General features: G+C 68.3%; 18 protein-coding genes. 12 read left to right on the forward strand and 6 right to left on the reverse strand.

Going from position 1 to position 22,051, the window contains the following annotated elements; all coding sequences use genetic code 11:
• The first annotated feature begins 314 nt into the window (after window positions 1–314).
• The 9 genes from ACIA8C_RS29605 to ACIA8C_RS29645 all read left to right on the forward strand — a co-directional run bounded on the left by ACIA8C_RS29605 (window position 315) and on the right by ACIA8C_RS29645 (window position 11,294).
• On the forward strand, window positions 315–2,027 hold the full coding sequence (locus ACIA8C_RS29605) for an acyclic terpene utilization AtuA family protein (protein WP_397140325.1): 1,713 nt from the start codon (window positions 315–317) through the stop codon (window positions 2,025–2,027).
• Window positions 2,024–3,229, forward strand: a complete 1,206-nt coding sequence (locus ACIA8C_RS29610) for an acyl-CoA dehydrogenase family protein (protein WP_397140327.1) — start codon at window positions 2,024–2,026, stop codon at window positions 3,227–3,229. The genes ACIA8C_RS29605 and ACIA8C_RS29610 overlap by 4 nt, the downstream gene beginning before the upstream one ends.
• Window positions 3,226–4,824, forward strand: coding sequence for an acyl-CoA carboxylase subunit beta (locus ACIA8C_RS29615; protein WP_397140329.1), 1,599 nt, complete (start codon window positions 3,226–3,228; stop codon window positions 4,822–4,824). The genes ACIA8C_RS29610 and ACIA8C_RS29615 overlap by 4 nt, the downstream gene beginning before the upstream one ends.
• Before the next feature lie 8 nt (window positions 4,825–4,832).
• The gene (locus tag ACIA8C_RS29620) at window positions 4,833–6,890 is read left to right on the forward strand and encodes an acetyl/propionyl/methylcrotonyl-CoA carboxylase subunit alpha (protein WP_397140331.1); all 2,058 of its coding nucleotides are present in this window, start codon (window positions 4,833–4,835) and stop codon (window positions 6,888–6,890) included.
• Window positions 6,887–8,047, forward strand: coding sequence for an acyl-CoA dehydrogenase family protein (locus ACIA8C_RS29625; protein WP_397140333.1), 1,161 nt, complete (start codon window positions 6,887–6,889; stop codon window positions 8,045–8,047). Before ACIA8C_RS29620 ends, ACIA8C_RS29625 begins: the two co-directional genes overlap by 4 nt.
• A 10-nt stretch (window positions 8,048–8,057) precedes the next feature.
• Window positions 8,058–8,840, forward strand: a complete 783-nt coding sequence (locus ACIA8C_RS29630) for an enoyl-CoA hydratase family protein (protein ID WP_397140335.1) — start codon at window positions 8,058–8,060, stop codon at window positions 8,838–8,840.
• Between the two features lie 4 nt (window positions 8,841–8,844).
• Window positions 8,845–9,459: a TetR/AcrR family transcriptional regulator gene (locus tag ACIA8C_RS29635; protein WP_397140337.1), complete on the forward strand. Its 615-nt coding sequence runs from the start codon at window positions 8,845–8,847 to the stop codon at window positions 9,457–9,459.
• Between the two features lie 70 nt (window positions 9,460–9,529).
• On the forward strand, window positions 9,530–10,408 hold the full coding sequence (locus tag ACIA8C_RS29640; protein ID WP_397140340.1) for a phosphotransferase family protein: 879 nt from the start codon (window positions 9,530–9,532) through the stop codon (window positions 10,406–10,408).
• Window positions 10,409–10,511: 103 nt separating this feature from the next.
• Window positions 10,512–11,294: an SDR family oxidoreductase gene (locus ACIA8C_RS29645; RefSeq protein ID WP_397140342.1), complete on the forward strand. Its 783-nt coding sequence runs from the start codon at window positions 10,512–10,514 to the stop codon at window positions 11,292–11,294.
• A 60-nt stretch (window positions 11,295–11,354) separates the two neighbouring features.
• On the opposite strand, the gene ACIA8C_RS29650 is transcribed toward ACIA8C_RS29645, so the two are convergent.
• Entirely contained in the window at window positions 11,355–13,403 is a 2,049-nt protein-coding gene (locus tag ACIA8C_RS29650) for a glycosyltransferase family 39 protein (RefSeq protein ID WP_397140344.1), read from the reverse strand.
• Complete coding sequence (locus ACIA8C_RS29655; protein WP_397140346.1) at window positions 13,400–14,704, reverse strand: glycosyltransferase; 1,305 nt, start codon at window positions 14,702–14,704, stop codon at window positions 13,400–13,402. Before ACIA8C_RS29655 ends, ACIA8C_RS29650 begins: the two co-directional genes overlap by 4 nt.
• 158 nt (window positions 14,705–14,862) lie before the next feature.
• On the opposite strand from ACIA8C_RS29655, the gene ACIA8C_RS29660 reads away from it, so the two are divergent.
• Entirely contained in the window at window positions 14,863–14,988 is a 126-nt protein-coding gene (locus ACIA8C_RS29660) for a hypothetical protein (RefSeq protein WP_397140348.1), read from the forward strand.
• Window positions 14,989–15,055: 67 nt separating this feature from the next.
• Here the strand turns inward: ACIA8C_RS29660 and ACIA8C_RS29665 are convergent, their stop codons facing one another.
• The gene (locus ACIA8C_RS29665) at window positions 15,056–16,573 is read right to left on the reverse strand and encodes an MFS transporter (RefSeq protein ID WP_397140351.1); all 1,518 of its coding nucleotides are present in this window, start codon (window positions 16,571–16,573) and stop codon (window positions 15,056–15,058) included.
• Between the two features lie 106 nt (window positions 16,574–16,679).
• On the opposite strand from ACIA8C_RS29665, the gene ACIA8C_RS29670 reads away from it, so the two are divergent.
• Window positions 16,680–17,714, forward strand: a complete 1,035-nt coding sequence (locus tag ACIA8C_RS29670; protein WP_397140353.1) for an Lrp/AsnC family transcriptional regulator — start codon at window positions 16,680–16,682, stop codon at window positions 17,712–17,714.
• 2 nt (window positions 17,715–17,716) lie between these two features.
• On the opposite strand, the gene ACIA8C_RS29675 is transcribed toward ACIA8C_RS29670, so the two are convergent.
• Window positions 17,717–18,565: an SDR family NAD(P)-dependent oxidoreductase gene (locus ACIA8C_RS29675; protein ID WP_397140356.1), complete on the reverse strand. Its 849-nt coding sequence runs from the start codon at window positions 18,563–18,565 to the stop codon at window positions 17,717–17,719.
• On the reverse strand, window positions 18,562–20,151 hold the full coding sequence (locus tag ACIA8C_RS29680; RefSeq protein WP_397140358.1) for a flavin-containing monooxygenase: 1,590 nt from the start codon (window positions 20,149–20,151) through the stop codon (window positions 18,562–18,564). The genes ACIA8C_RS29675 and ACIA8C_RS29680 overlap by 4 nt, the downstream gene beginning before the upstream one ends.
• A gap of 140 nt (window positions 20,152–20,291) precedes the next feature.
• Here ACIA8C_RS29680 and ACIA8C_RS29685 point away from each other — a divergent pair, with 140 nt between their 5' ends.
• The gene (locus ACIA8C_RS29685; RefSeq protein WP_397140846.1) at window positions 20,292–21,014 is read left to right on the forward strand and encodes a TetR/AcrR family transcriptional regulator; all 723 of its coding nucleotides are present in this window, start codon (window positions 20,292–20,294) and stop codon (window positions 21,012–21,014) included.
• Between the two features lie 184 nt (window positions 21,015–21,198).
• On the opposite strand, the gene thiD is transcribed toward ACIA8C_RS29685, so the two are convergent.
• Complete coding sequence (gene thiD / locus ACIA8C_RS29690; protein WP_397140361.1) at window positions 21,199–22,044, reverse strand: bifunctional hydroxymethylpyrimidine kinase/phosphomethylpyrimidine kinase; 846 nt, start codon at window positions 22,042–22,044, stop codon at window positions 21,199–21,201.
• Window positions 22,045–22,051 lie beyond the last annotated feature (7 nt).

Consider the following 22,051-nt stretch of genomic DNA (forward strand, 5'->3'; position numbering starts at 1 on the left):
GGGGGGGGCGGGGGCCCGGCCGCCGGGCGGGGGCGGGCGGCCGGCCCGGCCGCGGGGGGGGGGGGGGGGGCGCCCCGCCCCCCCCCCCCCCCCCCGGGCCCCCCCACGGCGCTCGCAAAACTCGCGCGTGGTGGTTGAGAAGCGCTTAAATCTCCCGCCTCAACCGGCGATATCTGACCCACTCGTAATTAACAATCACGCATGATTGCTTTTTTCGGGCGGGGGTGTGATGCTGGTCCTCGGAACGCGGACTTCACGGGTGCGGCACGCGGCTGTGCCCTGACGGTTCGCCGTTACAGGAGGCATTCCCGCTGATGAGTGTGCTGGCCGCCGACCCGGACGTGCTCCGGATCGGCAACTGTTCCGGTTTCTACGGCGATCGAATGAGCGCCATGCGCGAGATGCTCGAAGGCGGGCAGCTCGACGTACTCACCGGCGACTATCTCGCCGAGCTCACCATGCTGATCCTCGGCCGCGACCGGATGAAAGATCCGAGCCTCGGCTACGCCAAGACCTTCGTGAAGCAGATCGAGGACTGCCTCGGCCTGGCGCTGGAACACAACGTGCAGATCGTCACGAACGCGGGCGGACTCAATCCCGCCGGACTGGCGCAGCGGCTGCGCAAGGTGGCCGCCGAGCTGGGGCTCGACGCGAAGATCGCGCACGTCGAGGGCGACGACTTGGTCTCCCGCGCAGGCGAACTCGGCCTCGGCGCGCCGCTGACCGCGAACGCCTACCTCGGTGCCTGGGGCATCGTCGAATGCCTGAACGCGGGCGCGGACATCGTGGTCACCGGCCGGGTCACCGACGCATCGGTGATCGTCGGCCCGGCGGCGGCCCACTTCGGTTGGGGCCGTACCGATTACGACCAGCTCGCGGGCGCGGTGGTCGCCGGGCACGTCATCGAATGCAGCACCCAGGCCACCGGCGGCAACTACGCGTTCTTCACCGAGCTGGCCGACCTCGGCAGGCCGGGCTTCCCGATCGCCGAAATCCGCAGGGACGGCAGCAGTGTCATCACCAAGCACGCGGGCACCGGCGGCGCGGTCACGGTCGACACCATCGAAGCGCAGCTCATGTACGAGATCCAGGGGGCGAGATACGCTGGGCCCGATGTGACCTCGCGACTCGACTCCATCGAGCTCAGCGCCGACGGCCCCGACCGGGTGCTGATCAGCGGTGTCGTCGGCGAGGCGCCGCCTGCGTGGCTGAAGGTGTCGCTGAACACCCTCGGCGGCTTCCGCAACGAGATGGAGTTCATCCTCACCGGTCTCGACATCGAGGCGAAAGCCGCACTGGCACAACGGCAACTGGAGTCCTGGCTGTCCGTGCGGCCCGCCGAGCTGGACTGGACGCTCGCGCGCCTCGATCGGCCGGACGCCGACACCGAGGAGCAGGCGAGCGCGTTGCTGCGCTGCGTGGTGCGCGACCCGGATCCGAACAAGGTCGGCCGCGCGTTCTCCAGCGTGGCCGTCGAACTGGCGCTGGCCAGCTACCCGGGGTGCAGCTTTACCACGTTGCCCGGCAACGGTTCTCCGTACGGCGTGTACACGCCGGGGTTCGTCGATGCCACCGAGGTGCCACACGTCGCGGTGCTGCCGGACGGTACCCGCGTCGATATCGCGCCTTCCTCGGACACGTTGGCGCTGGCCGAGGTTGCCGAGCCCGCGCTGCCGGAGCCATTGCCCGCCGGTGCAACTCGCCGCGCCCCGCTCGGCACCCTCGCTTTGGCACGCAGCGGTGACAAGGGTGGCAACGCCAATGTCGGCGTTTGGGTGCGTACCGACGAGCAATGGCGTTGGCTCGCCAACACGCTCACCGTCGAGCGCGTCAAAGAGCTGCTGCCCGAGACCGCTTCGCTTACGGTCACCAGACACGTACTGCCCAACCTGCGGGCGGTGAACTTCATCATCGAAGGATTACTCGGTCAGGGTGTCGCCTATCAGGCTCGATTCGACCCCCAGGCCAAGGGACTCGGCGAATGGCTGCGGTCCCGTCATCTCGACATCCCATTGGAGCTGTTATGAACTCAATATCGCGCGGCGATTCGGCCGAGGGCGGTCGGGCGACGGGTGTTCGGGTGAGTCCCTGGAATTCCGCCGAGCGGCGTGAATTGCGTGCCACCGTCCGGGGATTCGCCGAGCGGGAGGTGCTGCCCTACCTGGACGAGTGGGAACGCGATGGCGAGATTCCGCGCGAGCTGCACAAGAAGGCGGGTGCGCTGGGCCTGCTCGGCATCCAATTCCCGGAATCCGTCGGCGGATCCGGTGGCGACGGCATCGACGCGATGATCGTTTGCGAGGAATTGCACCAGTCGGGTGCCTCCGGCGGCCTGTTCGCGTCGCTGTTCACCTGCGGTATCGCGGTGCCGCACATGATCGCCTCCGGCAATGCCGACCAGATCGAGCGGTGGGTGCGACCGACGCTGGCGGGGGAGAAGATCGGCTCGCTCGCCATCACCGAACCCGGCGGCGGCTCCGACGTCGGCCATCTGGCCACCACCGCGCGCCGCGACGGCGACCACTACATTGTCAACGGCGCCAAGACCTACATCACCTCCGCCTGCCGCGCCGACTACGTGGTCACCGCGGTGCGCACGGGCGGCCCAGGCTCCGGCGGGATCTCGCTGCTGGTGGTGGAGAAGGGCACGCCAGGCTTCACGGTCAGCCGCAAGCTGGACAAGATGGGCTGGCGCGCCTCCGACACCGCCGAACTCTCTTACGTGGATGTGCGGGTGCCCGCGGAAAACCTGGTCGGCCCGGAGAACTCCGGCTTCTTCCAGATCGCGGGCGCGTTCGTCAGCGAGCGCGTCGGCCTTGCGGTGCAGGCGTATTCGAGCGCGCAGCGCTGTCTCGACCTCACCCTGGACTGGGTCCGCAGCCGGGAAACCTTCGGCCGTCCGCTGATCAGCAGGCAGGCCGTGCAGAACACGGTCACCGAGATGGCGCGGCGCATCGACGTAGCCCGCGTTTACACCCGAGATGTGGCGCAGCGCAGCGCGAACGGCGAGACCGACCTGATCGCCGAGGTGTGCTTCGCCAAGAACACCGCCGTCGAGGCGGGCGAGTGGGTGGCCAACCAGGCCGTCCAGCTGTTCGGCGGCCTCGGCTATATGCGCGAATCCGAGATCGAGCGCCAATACCGCGACATGCGCATCCTCGGCATCGGCGGTGGCACCACCGAGATCCTCACCGGCCTCGCCGCCAAACGATTGGGGTATCAGTCGTGACGACACTTCGCAGCACGCTGGACACCGCCGCACCGGAGTACGCCGCGGCCGCGGATGCCATGGCGGCCAAGCTCACCGAGGTGGAAGGCGAATTCGCCAAGGCGATCGATGGCGGCGGCCCGGACAAGCTGGCCCGGCATCGCAAGCGCGGCAAGCTGACCGCGCGCGAGCGGGTCGAGTTGCTCATCGACGAGGACTCACCGTTCCTGGAGCTGTGCCCGCTGGCCGGGTGGGGCAGCGAATTCCACGTCGGCGCAAGCACTATCGCGGGCATCGGGGTGGTTGAGGGCGTCGAATGCATGATCGTCGCGCCCGATCCGACCGTGCGCGGCGGCACCTCGAACCCGTGGACGCTGCGAAAGACGTTGCGCATCAACGATATCGTCCGGGAGAACCGGTTGCCGGTGATCTCCCTCGTCGAGTCCGGCGGCGCGGATCTGCCGACGCAGAAGGAAGTCTTCGTTCCGGGCGGCCGCATGTTCCGCGACCTCACCCAGGCCTCGGCCGCGGGCATCCCGACCATCGCGCTCGTCTTCGGCAACTCGACCGCGGGCGGCGCCTACATTCCGGGCATGTCCGATCACGTGGTGATGATCAAGGAGCGCTCCAAGGTGTTCCTCGGCGGCCCGCCGCTGGTCAAGATGGCCACCGGCGAGGAGTCCGACGACGAATCCCTCGGCGGCGCCGACATGCACGCCCGCGTCTCCGGCCTGGCCGACTACTACGCGCTCGACGAGCAGGACGCGATCCGCATCGGCCGCTCCATCGTCCGGCGGCTCAACTGGCGCAAGCAGGGCCCCGCGCCGCGCGCCGGAGTGATCGAGCCGATCTACGATCCCGAGGACCTGCTCGGCATCGTCCCCAACGACCTGAAGATCCCGTTCGACCCGCGCGAGGTGATCGCGCGCATCGTCGACGGCTCCGACTTCGACGAGTTCAAGCCGCTCTACGGCGGCAGCCTGGTCACCGGATGGGCTGAGCTGCACGGGTATCCGATCGGCATCCTGGCCAATGCGCGCGGCGTGCTGTTCTCCGAGGAATCGCAGAAGGCGACCCAGTTCATCCAGCTGGCCAACAAGACCGACACCCCATTGCTGTTCCTGCACAACACCACCGGATACATGGTCGGCAAGGAGTACGAGCAGCGCGGCATCATCAAGCACGGCGCGATGATGATCAACGCGGTGTCGAATTCGAAGGTGCCGCATATTTCGGTACTGATGGGCGCGTCCTACGGTGCCGGCCACTACGGCATGTGCGGTCGCGCCTTCGACCCGCGCTTCGTCTACGCCTGGCCCAGTGCGAAATCCGCCGTGATGGGCGGCGCGCAGCTGGCCGGTGTCATCTCGATCGTCGGCCGGGCGGCGGCCGAGGCGAAGGGCATGCCCTTCAACGAGGAGGCCGACGCCGGGATGCGCGCCATGATCGAGGCGCAGATCGAGGCCGAGTCGCTGGCCATGTTCATGTCCGGGCGCCTGTTCGACGACGGCGTCATCGATCCGCGCGATACCCGCACCGTGTTGGGAATGTCCTTGTCGGCCATTCACAATGCCCCGATCAAGGGCGCCGATGGCTTCGGCGTCTTCCGAATGTGAGGCCCACAATGACAGCATCGCGTAGCGATTCGGGGCGGGGTGGCGGCCGGGCGACGGGAGGGTCCGTTACCACTGTCTTAGTCGCCAATCGTGGCGAGATCGCGCGGCGCGTGTTCGCCACCTGCCGCCGGATGGGTATCGGCACCGTCGCGGTCTACTCCGACGCGGACGCCGCCGCACCGCACGTCGCGGAAGCCGATGCGGCAGTACTGCTTCCGGGTAATACGCCGGCGGAGACCTACCTGCGCGGTGAACTGATCATCGAGGCCGCACTTGCCGCCGGTGCGGATGCGATCCACCCCGGCTACGGATTCCTTTCCGAGAACGCCGATTTCGCCAAGGCGGTGCTCGCCGCCGGGCTGGTGTGGATCGGGCCGCCGGTCGAGGCCATCGAGCAGATGGGCTCCAAGGTCGCCTCGAAGAAGATGATGGATGCCGCCGGTGTCCCGGTGCTCGCCGAGCTCGATCCGGCCGAGGTCACCGCGGCGCACCTGCCGGTACTGATCAAGGCGTCCGCCGGTGGTGGTGGCCGGGGCATGCGGGTGGTGCGCGCCCTCGCCGAGCTCGAGCCGCAGATCGAGGCCGCGCGCCGCGAGGCCGAATCGGCGTTCGGCGATCCGACGGTGTTCTGCGAGCGGTACCTGGAGACCGGCAGGCACATCGAGGTGCAGGTGATGGCCGACACGCACGGCACCATCTGGGCGGTCGGCGAGCGTGAGTGTTCCATCCAGCGCAGGCACCAGAAGGTCATCGAGGAAGCGCCGTCACCGCTGGTCGAGCGCACCGAAGGGATGCGAGCGCGGCTGTTCGAGGCGGCCAGGCTCGCCTCGGGGGCGATCGGCTACACCGGTGCGGGCACGGTCGAGTTTCTCGCCGACGAGCGCGGCGACTTCTTCTTCCTGGAGATGAACACCCGTCTCCAGGTGGAACATCCGGTCACCGAATGCACCACCGGTCTGGATCTGGTTCGCCTGCAACTCGAGGTGGCCGCCGGCGCGTCGTTGCCCGCCGAACCGCCTGCGCTGCACGGGCATTCGATCGAGGTCCGGCTCTACGCCGAAGACCCCGCGCACGACTGGCAGCCACAGAGCGGCACCGTCCACCGCATCGACATCCCCTCGGTGGTCACGGAATTCGATCTGCTGGACCGGCCCGGTGTGCGGTTGGATACCGGCGTAGTGGATGGCTCGGTCGTCGGCGTGCACTATGACCCGATGCTCGCCAAGGTCATCTCCTACGCCGAAACCCGTGGCGAGGCAGCGCGATTGCTGGCCAACGCGCTGCACCGGGCCAGGATTCACGGCCTGGTGACCAACCGCGACCTGCTGGTCCGAGTGCTGCGGCACCCCGCCTTCCTGGCGGGCGACACCGACACCGCCTTCTTCGCCACCCACGGATTGGACACGCTGGCAGCGCCTTTGGTGTCCGAGTCGGACGAGGCGCTGTCCATCGTGGCCGCCGCCCTGGCCGACGCGGCCGCCAATCGTGCCGCCGCCCGGGTCGGCGGCGGGCTGCCGAGCGGCTGGCGGAACCTGCCGTCCCAGTCGACGCACAAGCTGTTCGAGAGCCGCACCAGCGGCATCCACGACGTCGGCTACCGCTACACCCGCGGTGTCGTCTCGGTGGACGGCCATGACGGACTCGAACTCGTCGAGGCGACGCCGGACCGGGTGGTTCTCGCCGTTCCCGGCGAAAGGGGCGCGGTCCGTAGGCATTTCGCCATCGCCCGGTACGCCGACCTGGTGTGCGTCGACTCGCCACTCGGGCCGGTCAGCGTGCGCAAACTCGCACGCTTCACCGATCCCGCCGACCAGGTCGCCACCGGCTCGCTGCTCGCGCCCATGCCAGGCAGCGTGATCCGGCTCGGCGCCGAGGTCGGTAGCCATGTCGAACAAGGCCAGCCCATTCTGTGGTTGGAGGCGATGAAGATGGAGCACACCATCGCCGCGCCCGCCGCAGGTGTGCTCAGCGCCGTCAATGTCACCGTCGGCCAGCAGGTCGAAGTCGGTGCCGTCCTCGCCGTCGTCGACCCTGCCGAGGGCACGGAAACCCAGGAGAGCAAATGAGTTTTGTCGAAACCGAAGAGCAGATCGCGCTGCGGTCCGCGGTCGCCGCACTGGCCGCGAAGTACAACTACCGCGATTACGTGCTGCCGAAGGCGCGCGCCAACGAGCCGCTCACCGAATTGTGGGACGAGGCAGGCAAACTCGGCTTCCTCGGCGTGAATCTGCCCGAGGAGTACGGCGGCGGCGGTGCCGGCCTGTACGAGCTGGCGCTGGTGATGGAGGAACTCTCCGCCCAGGGCGCCGGCCTGCTGCTCATGGTCGTCTCCCCGGCCATCTGCGGCACCATCATCACCAAGTACGGCACCGACGAGCAGAAGCAGCAGTGGCTGCCCAAGCTCGGCGACGGCAGCGCCAAGATGGTCTTCGGCATCACCGAACCGGACGCGGGCTCCAACTCGCACCAGATCACCACCACCGCGCGCCGCGACGGCGACGACTGGATCCTCAACGGCCGCAAGATCTTCATCTCCGGCGTCGACCAGGCCGAGGCCGTGCTCATCGTCTCGCGGACCGAGGATCACAAGACCGGCAAGCTCAAGCCCGCCTTGTTCATCGTGCCGACCGATGCCGATGGCTTCCACAAGACGCCCCAGGAGATGGACATCATCGAGCCGGACCACCAGTTCACGCTGTTCCTCGACGACGTCCGCCTGCCCGCCAACGCCTTGGTCGGCAAGGAAGACGCCGCCCTGATGCAGCTGTTCGCCGGCCTCAACCCGGAGCGCGTGATGGGCGCCGCGATGGCCATCGGCCTCGGCCGCTACGCCATCGACCGTGCGGTGGAATACGCCAAGGAACGGACCGTCTGGAAGACGCCGATCGGCGCGCACCAAGGCATTTCGCATCCGCTGGCCCAGGTGAAGATCGAGCTGGAGCTGGCCAAGCTGATGATGCGCAAGGCCGCGACGCTCTACGACACCGGCGACGAGATGGGTGCCGCCGAGGCCGCGAACATGGCGAAATACGCTGCGGCGGAGGCGAGTATCAAGGCGCTGGATCAGGCCATCCAGACCCACGGTGGCGCCGGCCTCACCAAGGAGTACGGCCTTGCCGCCATGCTGGCCGCCGCGCGCATCGGCCGCATCGCCCCGGTCAGCCGCGAAATGATTCTCAACTTCGTTGCCCAGTACTCGCTGGGCCTGCCCAAGTCCTACTGAGAGGCCGTCGATGACCGAAACGGTGACGGGTCCGTTCGTCCGTTACGAGGTCGCGGACGGTTTCGCGACGCTCACGCTCGACTCACCGCACAACCGGAACGCGTTGTCGGCCAAGCTCGTCGCCGAACTCCTGCGGGGGCTCGACGACGCGGCCGCCGACGACACCGTGCGGGGAATCGTGCTCGCGCACACCGGCAACACCTTCTGCGCGGGCGCCGACCTCACCGAGGCGAGCAACGCCGACCCCGCGGTGGCCGCCGACGACCGCACCCGCACCATGATCGGCGTGCTGCGCCGCCTCATCGCCACCCCGAAGCCGGTGATCGCGCAGATCGACGGCAACGTGCGGGCCGGCGGCATGGGCATCGTCGCGGCCTGCGATATCGCGGTGGCCGGTCCGGCGAGCAGCTTCGCCCTCACCGAGGTGCGAATCGGGTTGGCCCCGTTCATGATTTCGCTCACCCTGCTGCCCCGCCTCACCTCCCGCGCGGCGAGCAGGTACTACCTGACGGGCGAGAAGTTCGGCGCCGACGTCGCCGAGCGGATCGGGCTGATCACCACCAGCGCCGCCGACCCGAGGGCCGAGGTGGCGCGGCTGCGCGCCGAGCTGCGCAAGGGCGCCCCGCAGGGGCTGGCCGAGAGCAAGCGACTGGTCAACGCGGCCATGCTCGCCGAGTTCGACCTCTCGGCCGAGGAGCTCGCCAAGCGCTCGGCCGGTTTCTTCGGCACCGCCGAGGTGCACGAGGGCATGGCGGCCTTCCTGCAGCGTCGTCCGCCGAGCTGGGCAGAATAACCCCATGGCCACCCCCCACGAGCCCAAGCAGGACCGCAGCCGAGCCACCCGGCAGCGTCTGCTGGCTGCGACCATCGACTGCCTAGCCGAAACCGGCTGGGCGGCAGCGACGGTCGCGGTCGTCGCCGAACGGGCCGGGGTGTCCAGGGGCGCGGCGCAGCATCACTTCCCGACCAGGGAGGAGCTGATCACCGCCGCGTTGGAGTACATGTTCGACAGCCGAACCCAGCAGGCCAAGGATGAGGCGAGCACGGTCGCCGCCTCGGCCGACGGGCTCGGCCGCACCGAGGCCGTGGTGGCGGGCCTGGTCGAGTCATACACCAGCCCGCTGTTCAAGGCGGCGCTGCAGGTGTGGACGCACGCGGCGGCCGACCCGGCGCTGCGGGAGCGAATTGTCCCGCTGGAAGCCAAGTTCGGGCGCATCTCGCATCGGCGCGCGATAGAAGCGCTCGGCGTCGACGACGCCGATCCGGTCACCCACCACCTCGTGCAGGCCACCCTCGATATGGCGCGCGGACTCGGCCTTGCCGATGTGCTCACCGACGATTCGGCCCGTCGCAAGCAGATCGTCCAGCAGTGGGCGGCCACCTTGCATGCCGCGCTGAGCGCGCCGCGCTGAATCGGTCCCCGTTCCGCGCAGCGGCGCCGATCGGCGCGCAACGGTCCGTACGTGCCTTAGGGTCTGCCGTATGGACCATGCGGAGTACGGCGGGCTCGAGCAGACCCTCGGCCAGCCGATTGCCGGTAGCGCGCCCGCCGAATGGGGCTTCCAGAACCGCACCGACCTGCTCACCCTCGCCGACGGCGACCGGATGGTCCTGCAGCGCTACCGCAATCCCGACGACGCCGAGCGTCGCCTGCGCATCATGCACACCCTGCTGGAACCGGCCGCCAAACGCGGCATCGCCATTCCGCGCATCCGCCGCTTCGACCTCGACGCCGACCCGGCCTGGATCGTCTTCGACGCGCTGCCCGGCGTGCCGATCCCCGCCAGCGCCGAAATCGGCATCGCCAGCCCGCGATTCCCGACCATCGCCCGCGAGATGGGCACCCTGCTCGCCGCGTTCCGGCGCCTGCCCACCGCGGGCCTGCAACTCGACGACCTCTGGGCCAGCCCCACCCGCCTGGTGGAGAGCGCGAACGCCTGGGCCGCCCAGCTCGACCTCGCCGCCGCGCAGCGCGCCACCCTGGATCGAACCCTGAAGTCCCTGCCCACCCTCTTCGCGGACCGTCCGACGGTGCTCGCGCACGGCGACTTCGCGCCGGTCAACATCCTCACCGACGGCGAAATCATCACCGGCCTGCTCGATTTCGAGTCCGTCCGGCTCGCCGACCCGCTCTTCGACCCCGCCTGGTGGGCATGGTCGGTCAGCTTCGCCGACTCCGGCACCCCCGCCTGGCCGGACTTCCTCGAGGGTGCTGGCTTCGACCCCGCCGACCCCGACCTCCCGCAGCGCGTCGAATCGCTGCAGATCCTGCGGATGCTCGAATTACTCGCCGAAAAACCCGATCTCAGCGCCGTCATCCGCGGCGTTGTGCACGAGCGCCTGCTGCGCATGCTCCGCTGAGAACCGTCACTACCTGGGCTTTCGTGGCGATGTCACACTCGCTGTCGCTGTGTCGTCCTCTCTGTGAACGCGGCACAACGCACTGACACAGAGGAGCAGGACCATGACGACGACCAAGAAGATCGCGGTGGCCGGGGCGACCGGACGGCTGGGCAAGCACGTGGTGGATGTGCTGACCGAGCAGGGCCACGAGGTGGTGGCGTTCTCCAGGAAGAACGGCGTTGACATCGAGACCGGTGCGGGCTTGGTCGAGGCGCTGGACGGTGTGCGGGTCGTCATCGACGCATCGAGCACCCCGTCCGCCGACAAGGACATCGCGACCGAGTTCTTCACCGCCGCCGCCCGCAACCTGCACGAGGCAGGCCGTCAGGCCGGGGTCGAGCGCCTGGTCGTCGTCTCCATCATCGGCATCGACAATTCCACCGCGGGCTACAACGCCGCCAAACTGGCACACGAGCAGCGGCTCCTCGAAGGCCCGCTGCCGGTACAGATTCTGCGCGCCGCTCAGTTCCACGAACTGGTCGAGGTGATGACTCAGTGGGGCACCCAGGGCGATGTCGCCCACATCGCCACCATGCGCACCCAGCTCGTCGCCGCCCGCACCGTCGCCGAGGCCCTCGTCGACCTCGCCGTCAACCCGGCCCCTGGAGCCACCGGCGCCCCCTTCCCCGAAATCGCGGGACCCCAGCCGGAAACCATGGCAGGCGCCGCAACGCTTTTCGCCGCTCGCGTGGGCGGCCCCGCTCGAATCATCGAATCCAGCGATCTCGACAACCCGGACCGCGAAGCATTCGAGGACGGCACCCTGCTCCCGAGCCCGCATGCCACCCTCGCGGGCCCCACCTTCGCCGCGTGGCTCGAGGCCACCTACCCCGCCGCGAAGTAGCCGACGACGCACAAAGATCCGCACCGCCCGCACAATCTGCGGGCGGTGCGGATCTTTGTGTCAGTGCGCGGTGAGGTCGTACAGGGTGACGCCGTCTACCTCGGTGGCGGTGTAGTTCTCCTGCACCCATTGCGAGATCTGGGAGCTGGTGGACGGGGTCGCGGAGTTGTGGCCCCGGCCACCGCCTTCCCGGCCGCTGCCGATGTAGTAGTGGATCTTTCCTTGGGCCACATACTCTTTGAATTGGTCGAGGGTGGGGGACGGGTCGCTGCCGTTGAAGCCGCCGACGGGCATCACCGGGAGCTCGGTGGCCAGCTGGAAACCCGCGGCACTGTTCGAACCGGTGGCGGCGGCGACCCAGGTGTAGTCGGTGCCGTTCTGCTCGAGCAGCGAAACCACCTTCTCGCTCGGCTTGCCAGCCCCGAGCAGCCCGCCCATGCCACCCATCGCCTCGGCTCCTGGCATGGCGCCTTGCGGACCCATGCCGGGTGGCAGTCCCGGCTGGCCGTTTCCTGGATGCCCACCGTTGGGTGCGCGACCGCCGTTGCGGCCATCGGCTTGCGGGCCGCCCGGACCACCGGGCATGCCGTTCATGCCCTCGGCCCACGGTGGCCGCTGACCGAACATGCCGAATCGTCCGACATTCGGTCCCGCCGAAGGGATTGCGCCCGCGTGCGAGGTGGCGATGGTGTCGACGGCGTACGCCGTCGGCCCGGCCAGTCCGGTGAACGCGATGGCCAGCGCGGCGACGATGGCAAGCTTCTTCGGCGCGGGGACGAGCGCGGCGATCGTCGCGAGTACGCCGACGATCAGCACCGTCCACCGTAACCATGGCACCCAATGGACGCTGCGGGACAACAACATCCACGCGGTCGCCGTGGTGAGGCCGACCGCGAGCGCGAGCATCGACCGCACCCACAGCCGCTGCCGTTCCCGCCACATCTGTACCGCGCCGATCCCGACCAGTGCGGCGACCGCCGGAGCCAGCGCGATCGTGTAGTACTGATGGAAGATTCCCGCCATGAAGCTGAAGGTCAATCCGGTCACCAACAGCCAACCGCCCAACAGGATCAGCGCGGCCCGCTGTCGATCGGTGCGGGCAGCCTTGCCGCGCAACAGGATTCCGGCGACAAGTGCCACCAGCGCCGCCGGGATCAGCCAGGCGATCTGACCGCCCTGCGCGGGCTCGAACATCCGGGTGATGCCGGTGCTACCCCACATGCCGTTGCCACCGGCAGGCAGATCGGCGCCGCCGGGGCCGACGCTGCCGCTCTCCTCGCCGGTGAGGCGGCCGAGTCCGTTGTAGCCGAGGGTGAGTTCGAGGATCGAATTGTTTTGCGACCCACCGATCCACGGCCGCGACGAGGCGGGCCACAGTTCCACCGCGAGCAGCCACCAGCCCGCGGCGGCCACCATGGCGGCACCGGCGGCGAGCAGTTGCAGGACGCGCTTGCCGAGCTTGGGCGGTCCCGCGATCAAGTAGGTCAGTGCCAGCGGCGGAACCACCAGCAGCACCTGTAATTGCTTGGTGAGGAAGCCGAATCCGATGAACGCTCCGGTGAGCACCAGCCACCGCCAGCGGCCGTCCTCGACCGCGCGGGTCATCGCCCACGTCGCGGCGATCATCAGGAACACCAGCAGCGCGTCCGGATTGTTGAACCGGAACATCAGCACCGCAACGGGAGTCAGCGCGAGCACCAGCCCGGCGAGCAGCCCGGCCGCGGGCCCGTACGCCCTGCGCACCGTCGCCCAGAGCAGCGCGACGCTGGCGACCCCGAGCAGTACCTCCGGCACCAGGATGCTCCAGCTGTTCAGCCCGAACGCCCGCACCGACAGCTCCATCAACCACAGCGAGGCGGGCGGCTTGTCAACGGTGATCGAGTTCGCCGCGTCCGACGAGCCGAAGAAGAATGCCTTCCACGACACCGAACCCGCCTGCACCGCTGCGGAATAGAACGAATTGGCCCAGCCGCTCGAGCTCAGGTTGCACAGGTACGCGATCCCCGTGCCGATCAGCAACACCGCCAAAGCCGGGTATTCCCACCGGGTCTTGGCGTCGGGCGGGGGTGCCGCCGGTGCCGCGGTAGGCGGCGCGAGTGTCGCGGTCATCGAGCACCACCCTCGCTGCTCAGCGCCACCGCGGTGGCGGACTCGCCCGCATCGGGCTGCACGGAGATGGCCGTCCGCCGCGCCGGATTCGGGGTGTTCCGGAAAACCCACCGCAACCCGACAAACCGCAGGATGGTGGCCAGCAGATTGGCCAGCACCAGTACGAGCAACTCCAGGTGCACCGGCGCGTCCGGCGCCCAGTGGTGCAGCGTGAACAGTGACCCACTGGTCAACGCCAACCCGATCCCGAAGATCACCAATCCTTGGAACTGATGCGACACCGCGCCGGTCGACCCGCGCACGCCGAAGGTGAACGCCCGGTTGGCCGCGGTATTGGCCACCGCGGTAACGAGCAGCGCCAGGAAGTTGGCCACCTGCGCATCGGTAAACGATTGCAGCACAACGTAAAGCAGTAGATACGCCAGCGTGCTCAGCACGCCGACAATCGCGAACCTGACCAACTGGCCGACCATCCCGAGTGGCACTCCTGGCACCAACGGCTCGCGCCCTACCGCGCGACGCAACTCCTCCAGCGGCAAGGCCCCGGTGGCCAGCGCCCGCGTCAGCCGCCCGATGCCCCGCAGATCCTTGCGGGCGGTGTCGACGATGTCGACGCGGCTGTCCGGATCGTCGATCCAGTCCACCGGCACCTCGTGGATGCGCAACCCGGCCCGCTCGGCGAGCACGAGCAGCTCGGTGTCGAAGAACCACTCCCCGTCGCGCACCAGCGGAAGCAACTTGCGTGCCACGTCGCTGCGCATTGCCTTGAACCCGCACTGCGCGTCCGAAAAGCGTGCTTGCAGTGAGGCTTTCAGCAAAAGGTTGTAGCAGCGGGAGATGATCTCGCGCTTCGGCCCGCGCACCACCCGCGAGGAGGCGCTGAGCCTGGTGCCGATCGCCAGATCCGAATGCCCGGTGATCAGCGGTGCCACCAGCGGCAGCAGCGCGTTCAGATCGGTGGACAGGTCGACGTCCATATAGGCGACCACCTGGGCATCGGAGGCCGCCCAGGCGGCGCGTAGCGCCCGCCCTCGGCCCTTGGCATCCAGGTGCAGCACCCGCACGCCGTCCAGCTCCGCCGCGAGCAGCTCGGCGACCTGAAGCGTAGCGTCGGTGCTGGCATTGTCGGCCACCGTGATCCGCGCCGGAAACGGGAACCCCTGGCGCAGATATGCGTGCAACCTGCGCACACACACGCCGAGGTCGGTCTCTTCGTTGTAGACGGGTATCACCACGTCAAGCACGGGCGTACCCGGTGTCTCGGCTAATTCCGCCGCCGCGACGGTCACAGTCTCGGTCATAAGGACCACCCTCGGCGGTCCGGTTGTCACGGAGCTGGGCCCCAGCTGTGAGGTTCCTGGGGGCACGGCGACCAGCGCGAATCGGTACTGGTGCAGGCGGGCGTAGCGTACGGTCGGGGCAGCGGGACCGTTCAGGTCCTCCGAGCAAAGGACCACGATTGTCCGACAAGTCTCCGCGCAGCTCGATGTCGAAGAAGTCCGGGAAATCGCTCAAGGAAAAGCGCTCGGACAAGAAGATGAAGTCCGCCCCCGAGCAGAGCATCGTCGATCCGAAAAAGCGCTGATTTGCCGCTGAGCGAGGCGATGGTGCCTCGCTCAGCGGATTGCTCCGCGGGCGGCCGGCCGAGCAGATCAGGCGAGCATCTCCGCCTCTTCGATAACGTGCGCCACCCGGCTGCCGCGCCGCCGCATCAACAGCAGCACGAGCGCGCTGCCGAGTAGCGCGACGACGCCGCTGACCGCGAGCGTGCCCTGCACACCCGCCGCGGCCGCCGCGCGCACCGCCTCGTCGAGCACGGCCCGCGCGTCCGCCGGAACCTGCTGCACGACCATCCCGGACTGACCGCTCCCGATCGCCCGCGCCGTGCTGTCCGCATCCGGCACCCCACGATCGGCGAGCACCTCGGCGGCCCGCGCGGTGAATACGCTGCCCAGCGTCGCTATCCCGAGTGCGAAACTCAACTGCTGCGCGGTATTCACCGCCCCCGTCGCCATCCCGGCCCGCTGCCACGGCACCGCCGCCATCGCCGCCGAACTCAGCGTCGCGGTGGCCAAGCCGACCCCGAGGCCGACGGCCAGGAAGCCGGGAACCAGCGCCACCCAGCCTGCGCCGCCGTGCACGAGTAGCGCGCCGAGCCCACCACCGATCCCGGTCGCGAAGAGCCCGCCCGCGATGATCCGGCCGCGGTGCTCGCCGTGCAGAAACCGCCCGATGCCGCCGGACACCAGAAATGCCATGACGGACAACGGAAGCCCCACCGCCCCGGCCTGGATCGCACTCAATCCGAGCACCGACTGCAGCCAGATCTGGGTGTACATCAGCGCACCGAACGCCCCGAAGAACAACGCGCCCGCGGCGACGAGCACCCCGACGAAGGAGCGGTCCCGCAGCAGCGCCAGATCGAGCATCGGCTGCGCCGAGGCCCGCTCGACCATCAGGAAGACGATCAGTGCCGCCACGGCGACCAGCAGCAGCCACCAGGTGACCGCATTCGACCACCCGTGTTCGTTCGCCCGGATCAACGCGTAGGTCGCCGCTGCGGCGCTGACGGTGAACGACGCCATGCCCGCTACGTCGACCCGGCCGCGATGGGTTCGCTCGACATCGGCGAGCACCACCAGGCACAGTGCCACCGCCACCGCGCTGACCGGCAGGTTGACGAAGAAGATCCAGCGCCAGGACGCGAGATCGGTGAGCACGCCGCCGATGATCGGCCCGATGGCGCTGGACGCGCCCGCGACGGCACCCCAGACGCCGTACGCGGTGCCCTGGTCCCGTCCGGTGTACGAGTTGTTCAACAGGGCGAAGGTGGTGCACGCCATGGTGGTCGCGCCGATGCCCTGCAGCACCCGCGCCGCGATGAGCACGGTCGGATTCGGTGCGATGCCGCAGATCAGCGAGGAAACCGCGAACAGCACCAACCCGGCTAGATAGGTCCGTCGATGCCCGGCCAGGTCGGCGATCGAGCCCGCCCCGAGCATGAGCGCCGCCATGGCGAGGGCGTACCCGTCGACCACCCATTGCAGCGAGCTGAACGACGCGTCCAGATCGTTGCGCATGTCAGGTAGTGCGACGTTCACGATGGTGACGTCGATCAGCAGCATGAAGGTGCCGAGACACACCGTCAGCAGCGGCAGCCATTTACGCAAAGCCGTTGTCCTCTCTGAAGATTCGTGAGCGTGAGACGGCGTCGAGTATCCGGAGAAAGAGCGAGCATGGTCGCCCTCCTGCGCGGCGGGCGTAGATTTCCTCCTTATGGACGCCACTGAAACGGGCAAAAACTCCACATTGGATGGCGTTGATACGCGGATCGTGCAAGCACTGCAGCTCGACCCGCGCGTCTCGTTCAACCGGGTCGCCGCCGAACTCGGCGTCGCGGAGCAGACCGTCGCCCGTCGCTACCGGCGGTTACGCCGCGACGGCGTGGTCCGGGTGATCGGTGCGGTCGACTCTCGCGCGGTCGGCGAGAACGACTGGATCATCCGGGTGCACTGCCGTCCGGATGGCGCGCGGCAGGTGGCCGAAGCGCTGGCCCGCCGCGACGACGCCGCCTGGGTCAGTATCGCGGCGGCCGGTGCCGAGGTGAACTTTTCGCTGCACCCGCGCACGCCACAGGATCGCGACGACCTCCTGGTGCAGCGGCTGCAGCGCACCGCGCCGGTGCACGACATCGCGGCGGCGATGATTCTGCACCGCTTCGTCGGGCCGGATGTGCTCGACTGGCGTGGCAGGCAGTCGGTACTGACCGGCGAGAAGGGCTTGGCGGCAACGGATTACGCGGAATCGGATATGCGGCTGCGCGACGAGGACGGCGCACTGCTGGAGCTGCTGGCCCGCGACGGACGCGCCAGCTTCTCGGTCTTGGCCCGCGCCACCGGCATGAGCATCGGCCGGGTGGCGCGCCGGATCGCCGCTCTGCAGGCGGCGGGCATCCTCTACTTCGATCTCGACATCGCCCCTGCCGCACTGGGATCCAGCCTCTCGGCATTTCTCTGGCTCCGCGTCGCTCCGGCACAGCTGGACGCCGTCGGCCGGGCCGTTGCCGAGCACGACGAAACAGCCTATGCCGCAGCGGTTACCGGGCCGTTCAACATCTTCGCCGTGCTGACCGCGGACACCGCCGACGACCTGTACCACTACGTGACCACCAAGATGGCGACCCTGGACGGCGTGCACAGCTTCGAGCTCACGCCGGTGCTCGAGCGACTCAAGCAGGCAGGCTCCCGCACCACCGCTGGCCGATTGATCCCGCCACCGCCGGTGCCACCCCGCGCGGCCCGGCGGCGATAGGCCTACAGCGCGATGCCGAACCGCGCGGCCGTCCGCTTGCCCGCCCGATACAACGGGACACCGAGGTCCTCGTACGCCGGGCCGAGCAGGCGCGGGATCATGTCGAAGACCCTGGCATCGGGCCCGATCAGCACGCGCGCCTTGTTCTTCTCGACGCCGTGCAGAATGATCTTCGCCGCCGCATCCGGACTGGTCAGCGTGAGCGCGTCCCAGCCACGGCGCAGCGTCTCGATGTCCACGTCGTCGGGGATGCCGCGGGCGCTCACCGCGATATTCGTTTTCACCCCGCCGGGGTGCACGCAGGTGACACCGACCGGATGCCGGGCGATCCGCATCTCCTGCCGCAGCGCCTCGGTGAACCCGCGCACCGCGAATTTGGCCGCGTTGTAGGCGCTTTGGGAGGGCACGCCGACCAAGCCGAACACCGAGGAAACGTTGACGATGTGGCCGTCGCCGGACGCGATGAGATCGGGCAGGAACGCCTTGGTGCCGTGCGCGACGCCCCAGAAGTTGATGTTCATCAGCCAGTCGAAGTCGTCCCACTCCATGTCTTCGACGTCGGCCCCGAGCGCGACGCCCGCGTTGTTGACGACCAGGTTCACCCGCCCGAACTCGCCGCGTACGTCGGCGGCGTGCGCGTACACCGCCGCCCGGTGCGCGACGTCCAACTCGTACGGAATGGCGGTGGCGCCGAGCTTTTCGCAGCGGCCCGCGGTATCGGCGACCGACTCGGTGTTGATATCGGACAGCGCCAGCTTGGCGCCGCGGCGGGCGAGCTCTAAGGCCAGTCCCCGGCCGATGCCGGAGCCTGCCCCGGTGATCACGGCGACTTTGTCGTTGAAGTTCTTCACTGAACGTCCTCGGGGTCATGGGCTGGGATCGGTCGGCCGTTGGTCAGGGCGGTGGGAAACGTCTGTGCCGGACGGTCTTCCACGACCAGAGTCGGTCGGGTCGGCGAACTCGGTGCGGGACTGAAGAATTCGTATTCCGCGGGGTCGAGCCGCCGGGTCTGCAGCCAGTACCGCCAGGTGAACCCGGACCACAGCGTGCGGTTGTTCCCGTGCTCGTCCAGATACCAGCTCTGGCAGCCGCCGGTGTTCCACACCGAGCGCGCCAGTCCGTCTTGCAGCCGGGCATTGAATCGATCTTGCGCCGCGCGTCGTGGCGCCAGCGCGACCGCGCCCTGCGCGCGCACCTGCCGAATCGCCTGCAGCACGTAGTGGATCTGCGCCTCGATCATGAAGATCATCGAGTTGTGGCCGAGGCCGGTGTTCGGGCCGACCAGGAAGAACGCGTTGGGCATGTCCGCGACCGTGACCCCGCGGTGCGCCTGCGCGCCTTCCCGGTCCCAGCGCTCGGTCAGGTCGATGCCGTGCAGACCTACCATCGGCAGATTTTTGAACGAGTCGATGACGTGAAAGCCGGTGCCGTAGATGATCACATCGAACTTGCGCTGCACGCCGTCGGCGGTGACGACGCCGTCCGAGTTGAAATGATCGATGCGGTCGGTGACCAGCTCGGTCTTGGGATCGGCGAGTGCCGGATAGTAGGTATCGGAGCCGAGCAGCCGCTTACACCCCGCCCGGTAGTCCGGCGTAACCTGTTTCCGCAGTAGGGGATCGGCGATCTGCCGCTCGATATGCCGCCTGCCGACCCGTTCGAGCACCTTCAGCAGCACGGGTCGCCAGTTCATCGCATACCCGCCGACCTCGGCACCCCAGTAGATCCCATTACGCAGTGCGAGTCGCAGGCCAGGCACCCGGCCGAGCGCACGCCGGAACCGCGCCGAGAACTCCACATCGGCACGCGGCAGCACCCACGGCGGCGTGCGCTGGAATACCGTGAGCTCCGCCACGTCGCCGACGATCTCCGGCACGAATTGGATTGCGCTGGCGCCGGTTCCGATCACGGCGACGCGCTTGCCCGCGAGTTCGACGCCGTGCTCCCACCGCGCCGAGTGAAACGCCGGACCGGTGAAGTCGGCGCTACCGCGAAACTCCGGAACGCTCGGAACGTGCAGCGCCCCCACCGCGGACACGAGGAACTGCGCCACATACTCCTGACCGTCGGCGCCGAACGCGTGCCAGCGCCGCTCACCCTCGTCCCAGTACCCGTGATCCATCAGCTGATGGAAGCGAATGTGCGGGCGCAGCCGGTACTTGTCGGCGACGTCCTTCAGATAGTCGAAGATCTCCTGCTGACCGGAGAACAGCCGTCGCCAATTCGTGCGTGGCTCAAAGGAATACGAATACAGGTGGGTCGGCACATCGCAGGCGCAGCCGGGATAGGTGTTGTCGCGCCAGGTGCCGCCGATCTCGTCGGCCTGCTCCACGATGAGGTAGTCGTCGATGCCCGCTTCATCGAGCGCGATGCCCATGCCGAGGCCGGAGAACCCGCTGCCGACGATCAGGACGCGGGTGTGGATCGCGGACGTCATCGTCCCCACCGGCTCTCTATGCTAAGTACCCAATACCACCGGTTCCGTGTATTTTCCGAGTGTGTCCCACGCCTCATCCGATGTCAACGCCTCGTCCTGGTCATCGGTACCGCTGGTAGCAGGTAGCATCCGGAATTGTGATGCGCAGCGGCCGGAAAACAGACGACGTGCCACGTAAGCGCGTCGACGCACGCACGGAGCGCTGGCGTGAGCATCGGCTGAAGGTGCGCGAAGAGTTCGTCGACGCGGCGTTCCGCGCGCTGGACAAATTCGGGCCCGAGGTCAGCATGGGCGATATCGCCAAGGAGGCCGGCGCGGCAAAACCCAAGCTGTACCGGCATTTCGAGGACAAGACCGACCTATACAACGCCATCGTCGATCGGGTCCGCGACATGCTGTGGGAGCAGCTGATCTCCGGCGTCGACCTGACCAACGATTCGGCGCACGAGCTGGTGCGCCGCGGGGCGGCGGAGTACGCGCTGATGGTGTCGGCGCATCCCAACGTCTTCCGCTTCATGCTGCACAGCCATTTCGCGCAGCAGTCCGACGATTCCGAACGCGCGCTGCAATCCGCTCGTCAGTCGGCGAAGCGGGCCGCCGACCTGTTCGCGGAGCTGGCCGCCGACAAGGTGGTCGACGTGGACAGCGTCGAACTCGTCATCTATTCGATCTTCGGCGCGGTCGGCTCGGCCACCGACTGGTGGCTCGGCGCGAACCGGCTGAAGACGCAGCCGATGCCGATCGAGAAGTTCGTCGCCTATCTCGCCGAAACCATCGCCGCGCTCACGGCGGCCAATGCCCGGCTCAACGGCATCGTCATCGACACTGATCTCCCACTGCACCTTGCCTTTTCCGGCGAATAACGCCTGGATCCGCCGACCTGGGTCCGCACTGAAGTTGTCGTCGCAGCTACCCGAACCGCGCTGTTCTAGTCGGCTGCGTCATTGCGGCCAACCGCGTGTGCGACACCGCTATTGTCTCAGCACCTACCGACAAGAATCGGTTCCCTGAAAGTTCTTTGAAGTGGGGATTGGCGGATTCCGACGGTCAGTCGCTGTGTAAACGCCAGAGCGGGGACACCGGGCCGTGGCCCGCGCCGAGATCATAGGAGGCGGCAAGGCAGCGGTAGGTCCATTCCTTGGCGAACTCCACCGCCTCGGGCACCGAGTAGCCGTTGGCCAGCGCGCACGCGGTCGCCGCGGCCAGGGTGTCCCCGCCGCCGTGGTCGTTGGTGGTGCCGATCCGCGGCGCGGTGAACTCCAGGAACTCATCGCCGTCGAAAAGCAGGTCGGTGCTGTACTCCGAGGACCGCAGGTGCCCGCCCTTCACGATTGCCCACTGCGGGCCGAGTGCGTGCAGGGCCCGTGCGGCCAGGCGGGCCGACGCGTCGTCGGTGACGTCGATGCCGGTGATTAGCCTGACCTCGTCGAGGTTCGGCGTCACCACCGTCGCCAGCGGAAACAGCGTGTGCCGCACCGCATCCAGGGCTTCCTCGTGCAGCAGCGGGTCGCCGTGCATGGAGGCCGCGACCGGATCGACGACCAACGGAATCCGCCCAGCACGGCCGATTCCCACCTCCCGGCAGACGTCGACGACGGCCTCGATGATGGCGGTGGAGGCCAGCATGCCGGTCTTGACCGCGCCGACGCCGATATCGGTCACCACGGCGCGCACCTGTCCGGCCACGATGTGCGGCGGAATCTCGTGGAAGTCGCTGACTCCCTTCGAGTTCTGCACGGTCACCGCCGCGACCGCCACGCAGGCGTGTACCCCGCACAGGGCCATGGTGCGCGTATCGGCCTGGATTCCGGCGCCTCCACCGGAGTCGGTCCCGGCAATGGTGAGCACCCGGACGGGAGTCTGCCCGTCGGGGGTCAATGGCAGCAGCTTCACGAGACAA

Origin of the sequence: Nocardia sp. NPDC051321 (assembly GCF_044455225.1) — a bacterium.
GTDB lineage: Bacteria > Actinomycetota > Actinomycetes > Mycobacteriales > Mycobacteriaceae > Nocardia.

Bases quoted from the DNA above. Each gene is read 5' to 3' on its own strand.
- ACIA8C_RS29605 (WP_397140325.1), top strand. From the start codon at position 315: ATGAGTGTGCTGGCCGCCGACCCGGACGTGCTCCGGATCGGCAACTGT.
- ACIA8C_RS29610 (WP_397140327.1), top strand. From the start codon at position 2,024: ATGAACTCAATATCGCGCGGCGATTCGGCCGAGGGCGGTCGGGCGACG.
- ACIA8C_RS29620 (WP_397140331.1), top strand. From the start codon at position 4,833: ATGACAGCATCGCGTAGCGATTCGGGGCGGGGTGGCGGCCGGGCGACG.
- ACIA8C_RS29625 (WP_397140333.1), top strand. From the start codon at position 6,887: ATGAGTTTTGTCGAAACCGAAGAGCAGATCGCGCTGCGGTCCGCGGTC.
- ACIA8C_RS29630 (WP_397140335.1), top strand. From the start codon at position 8,058: ATGACCGAAACGGTGACGGGTCCGTTCGTCCGTTACGAGGTCGCGGAC.
- ACIA8C_RS29635 (WP_397140337.1), top strand. From the start codon at position 8,845: ATGGCCACCCCCCACGAGCCCAAGCAGGACCGCAGCCGAGCCACCCGG.
- ACIA8C_RS29640 (WP_397140340.1), top strand. From the start codon at position 9,530: ATGGACCATGCGGAGTACGGCGGGCTCGAGCAGACCCTCGGCCAGCCG.
- ACIA8C_RS29645 (WP_397140342.1), top strand. From the start codon at position 10,512: ATGACGACGACCAAGAAGATCGCGGTGGCCGGGGCGACCGGACGGCTG.
- ACIA8C_RS29650 (WP_397140344.1), bottom strand. From the start codon at position 13,403: ATGACCGCGACACTCGCGCCGCCTACCGCGGCACCGGCGGCACCCCCG.
- ACIA8C_RS29655 (WP_397140346.1), bottom strand. From the start codon at position 14,704: ATGACCGAGACTGTGACCGTCGCGGCGGCGGAATTAGCCGAGACACCG.
- ACIA8C_RS29670 (WP_397140353.1), top strand. From the start codon at position 16,680: ATGGACGCCACTGAAACGGGCAAAAACTCCACATTGGATGGCGTTGAT.
- ACIA8C_RS29680 (WP_397140358.1), bottom strand. From the start codon at position 20,151: ATGACGTCCGCGATCCACACCCGCGTCCTGATCGTCGGCAGCGGGTTC.
- ACIA8C_RS29685 (WP_397140846.1), top strand. From the start codon at position 20,292: ATGCGCAGCGGCCGGAAAACAGACGACGTGCCACGTAAGCGCGTCGAC.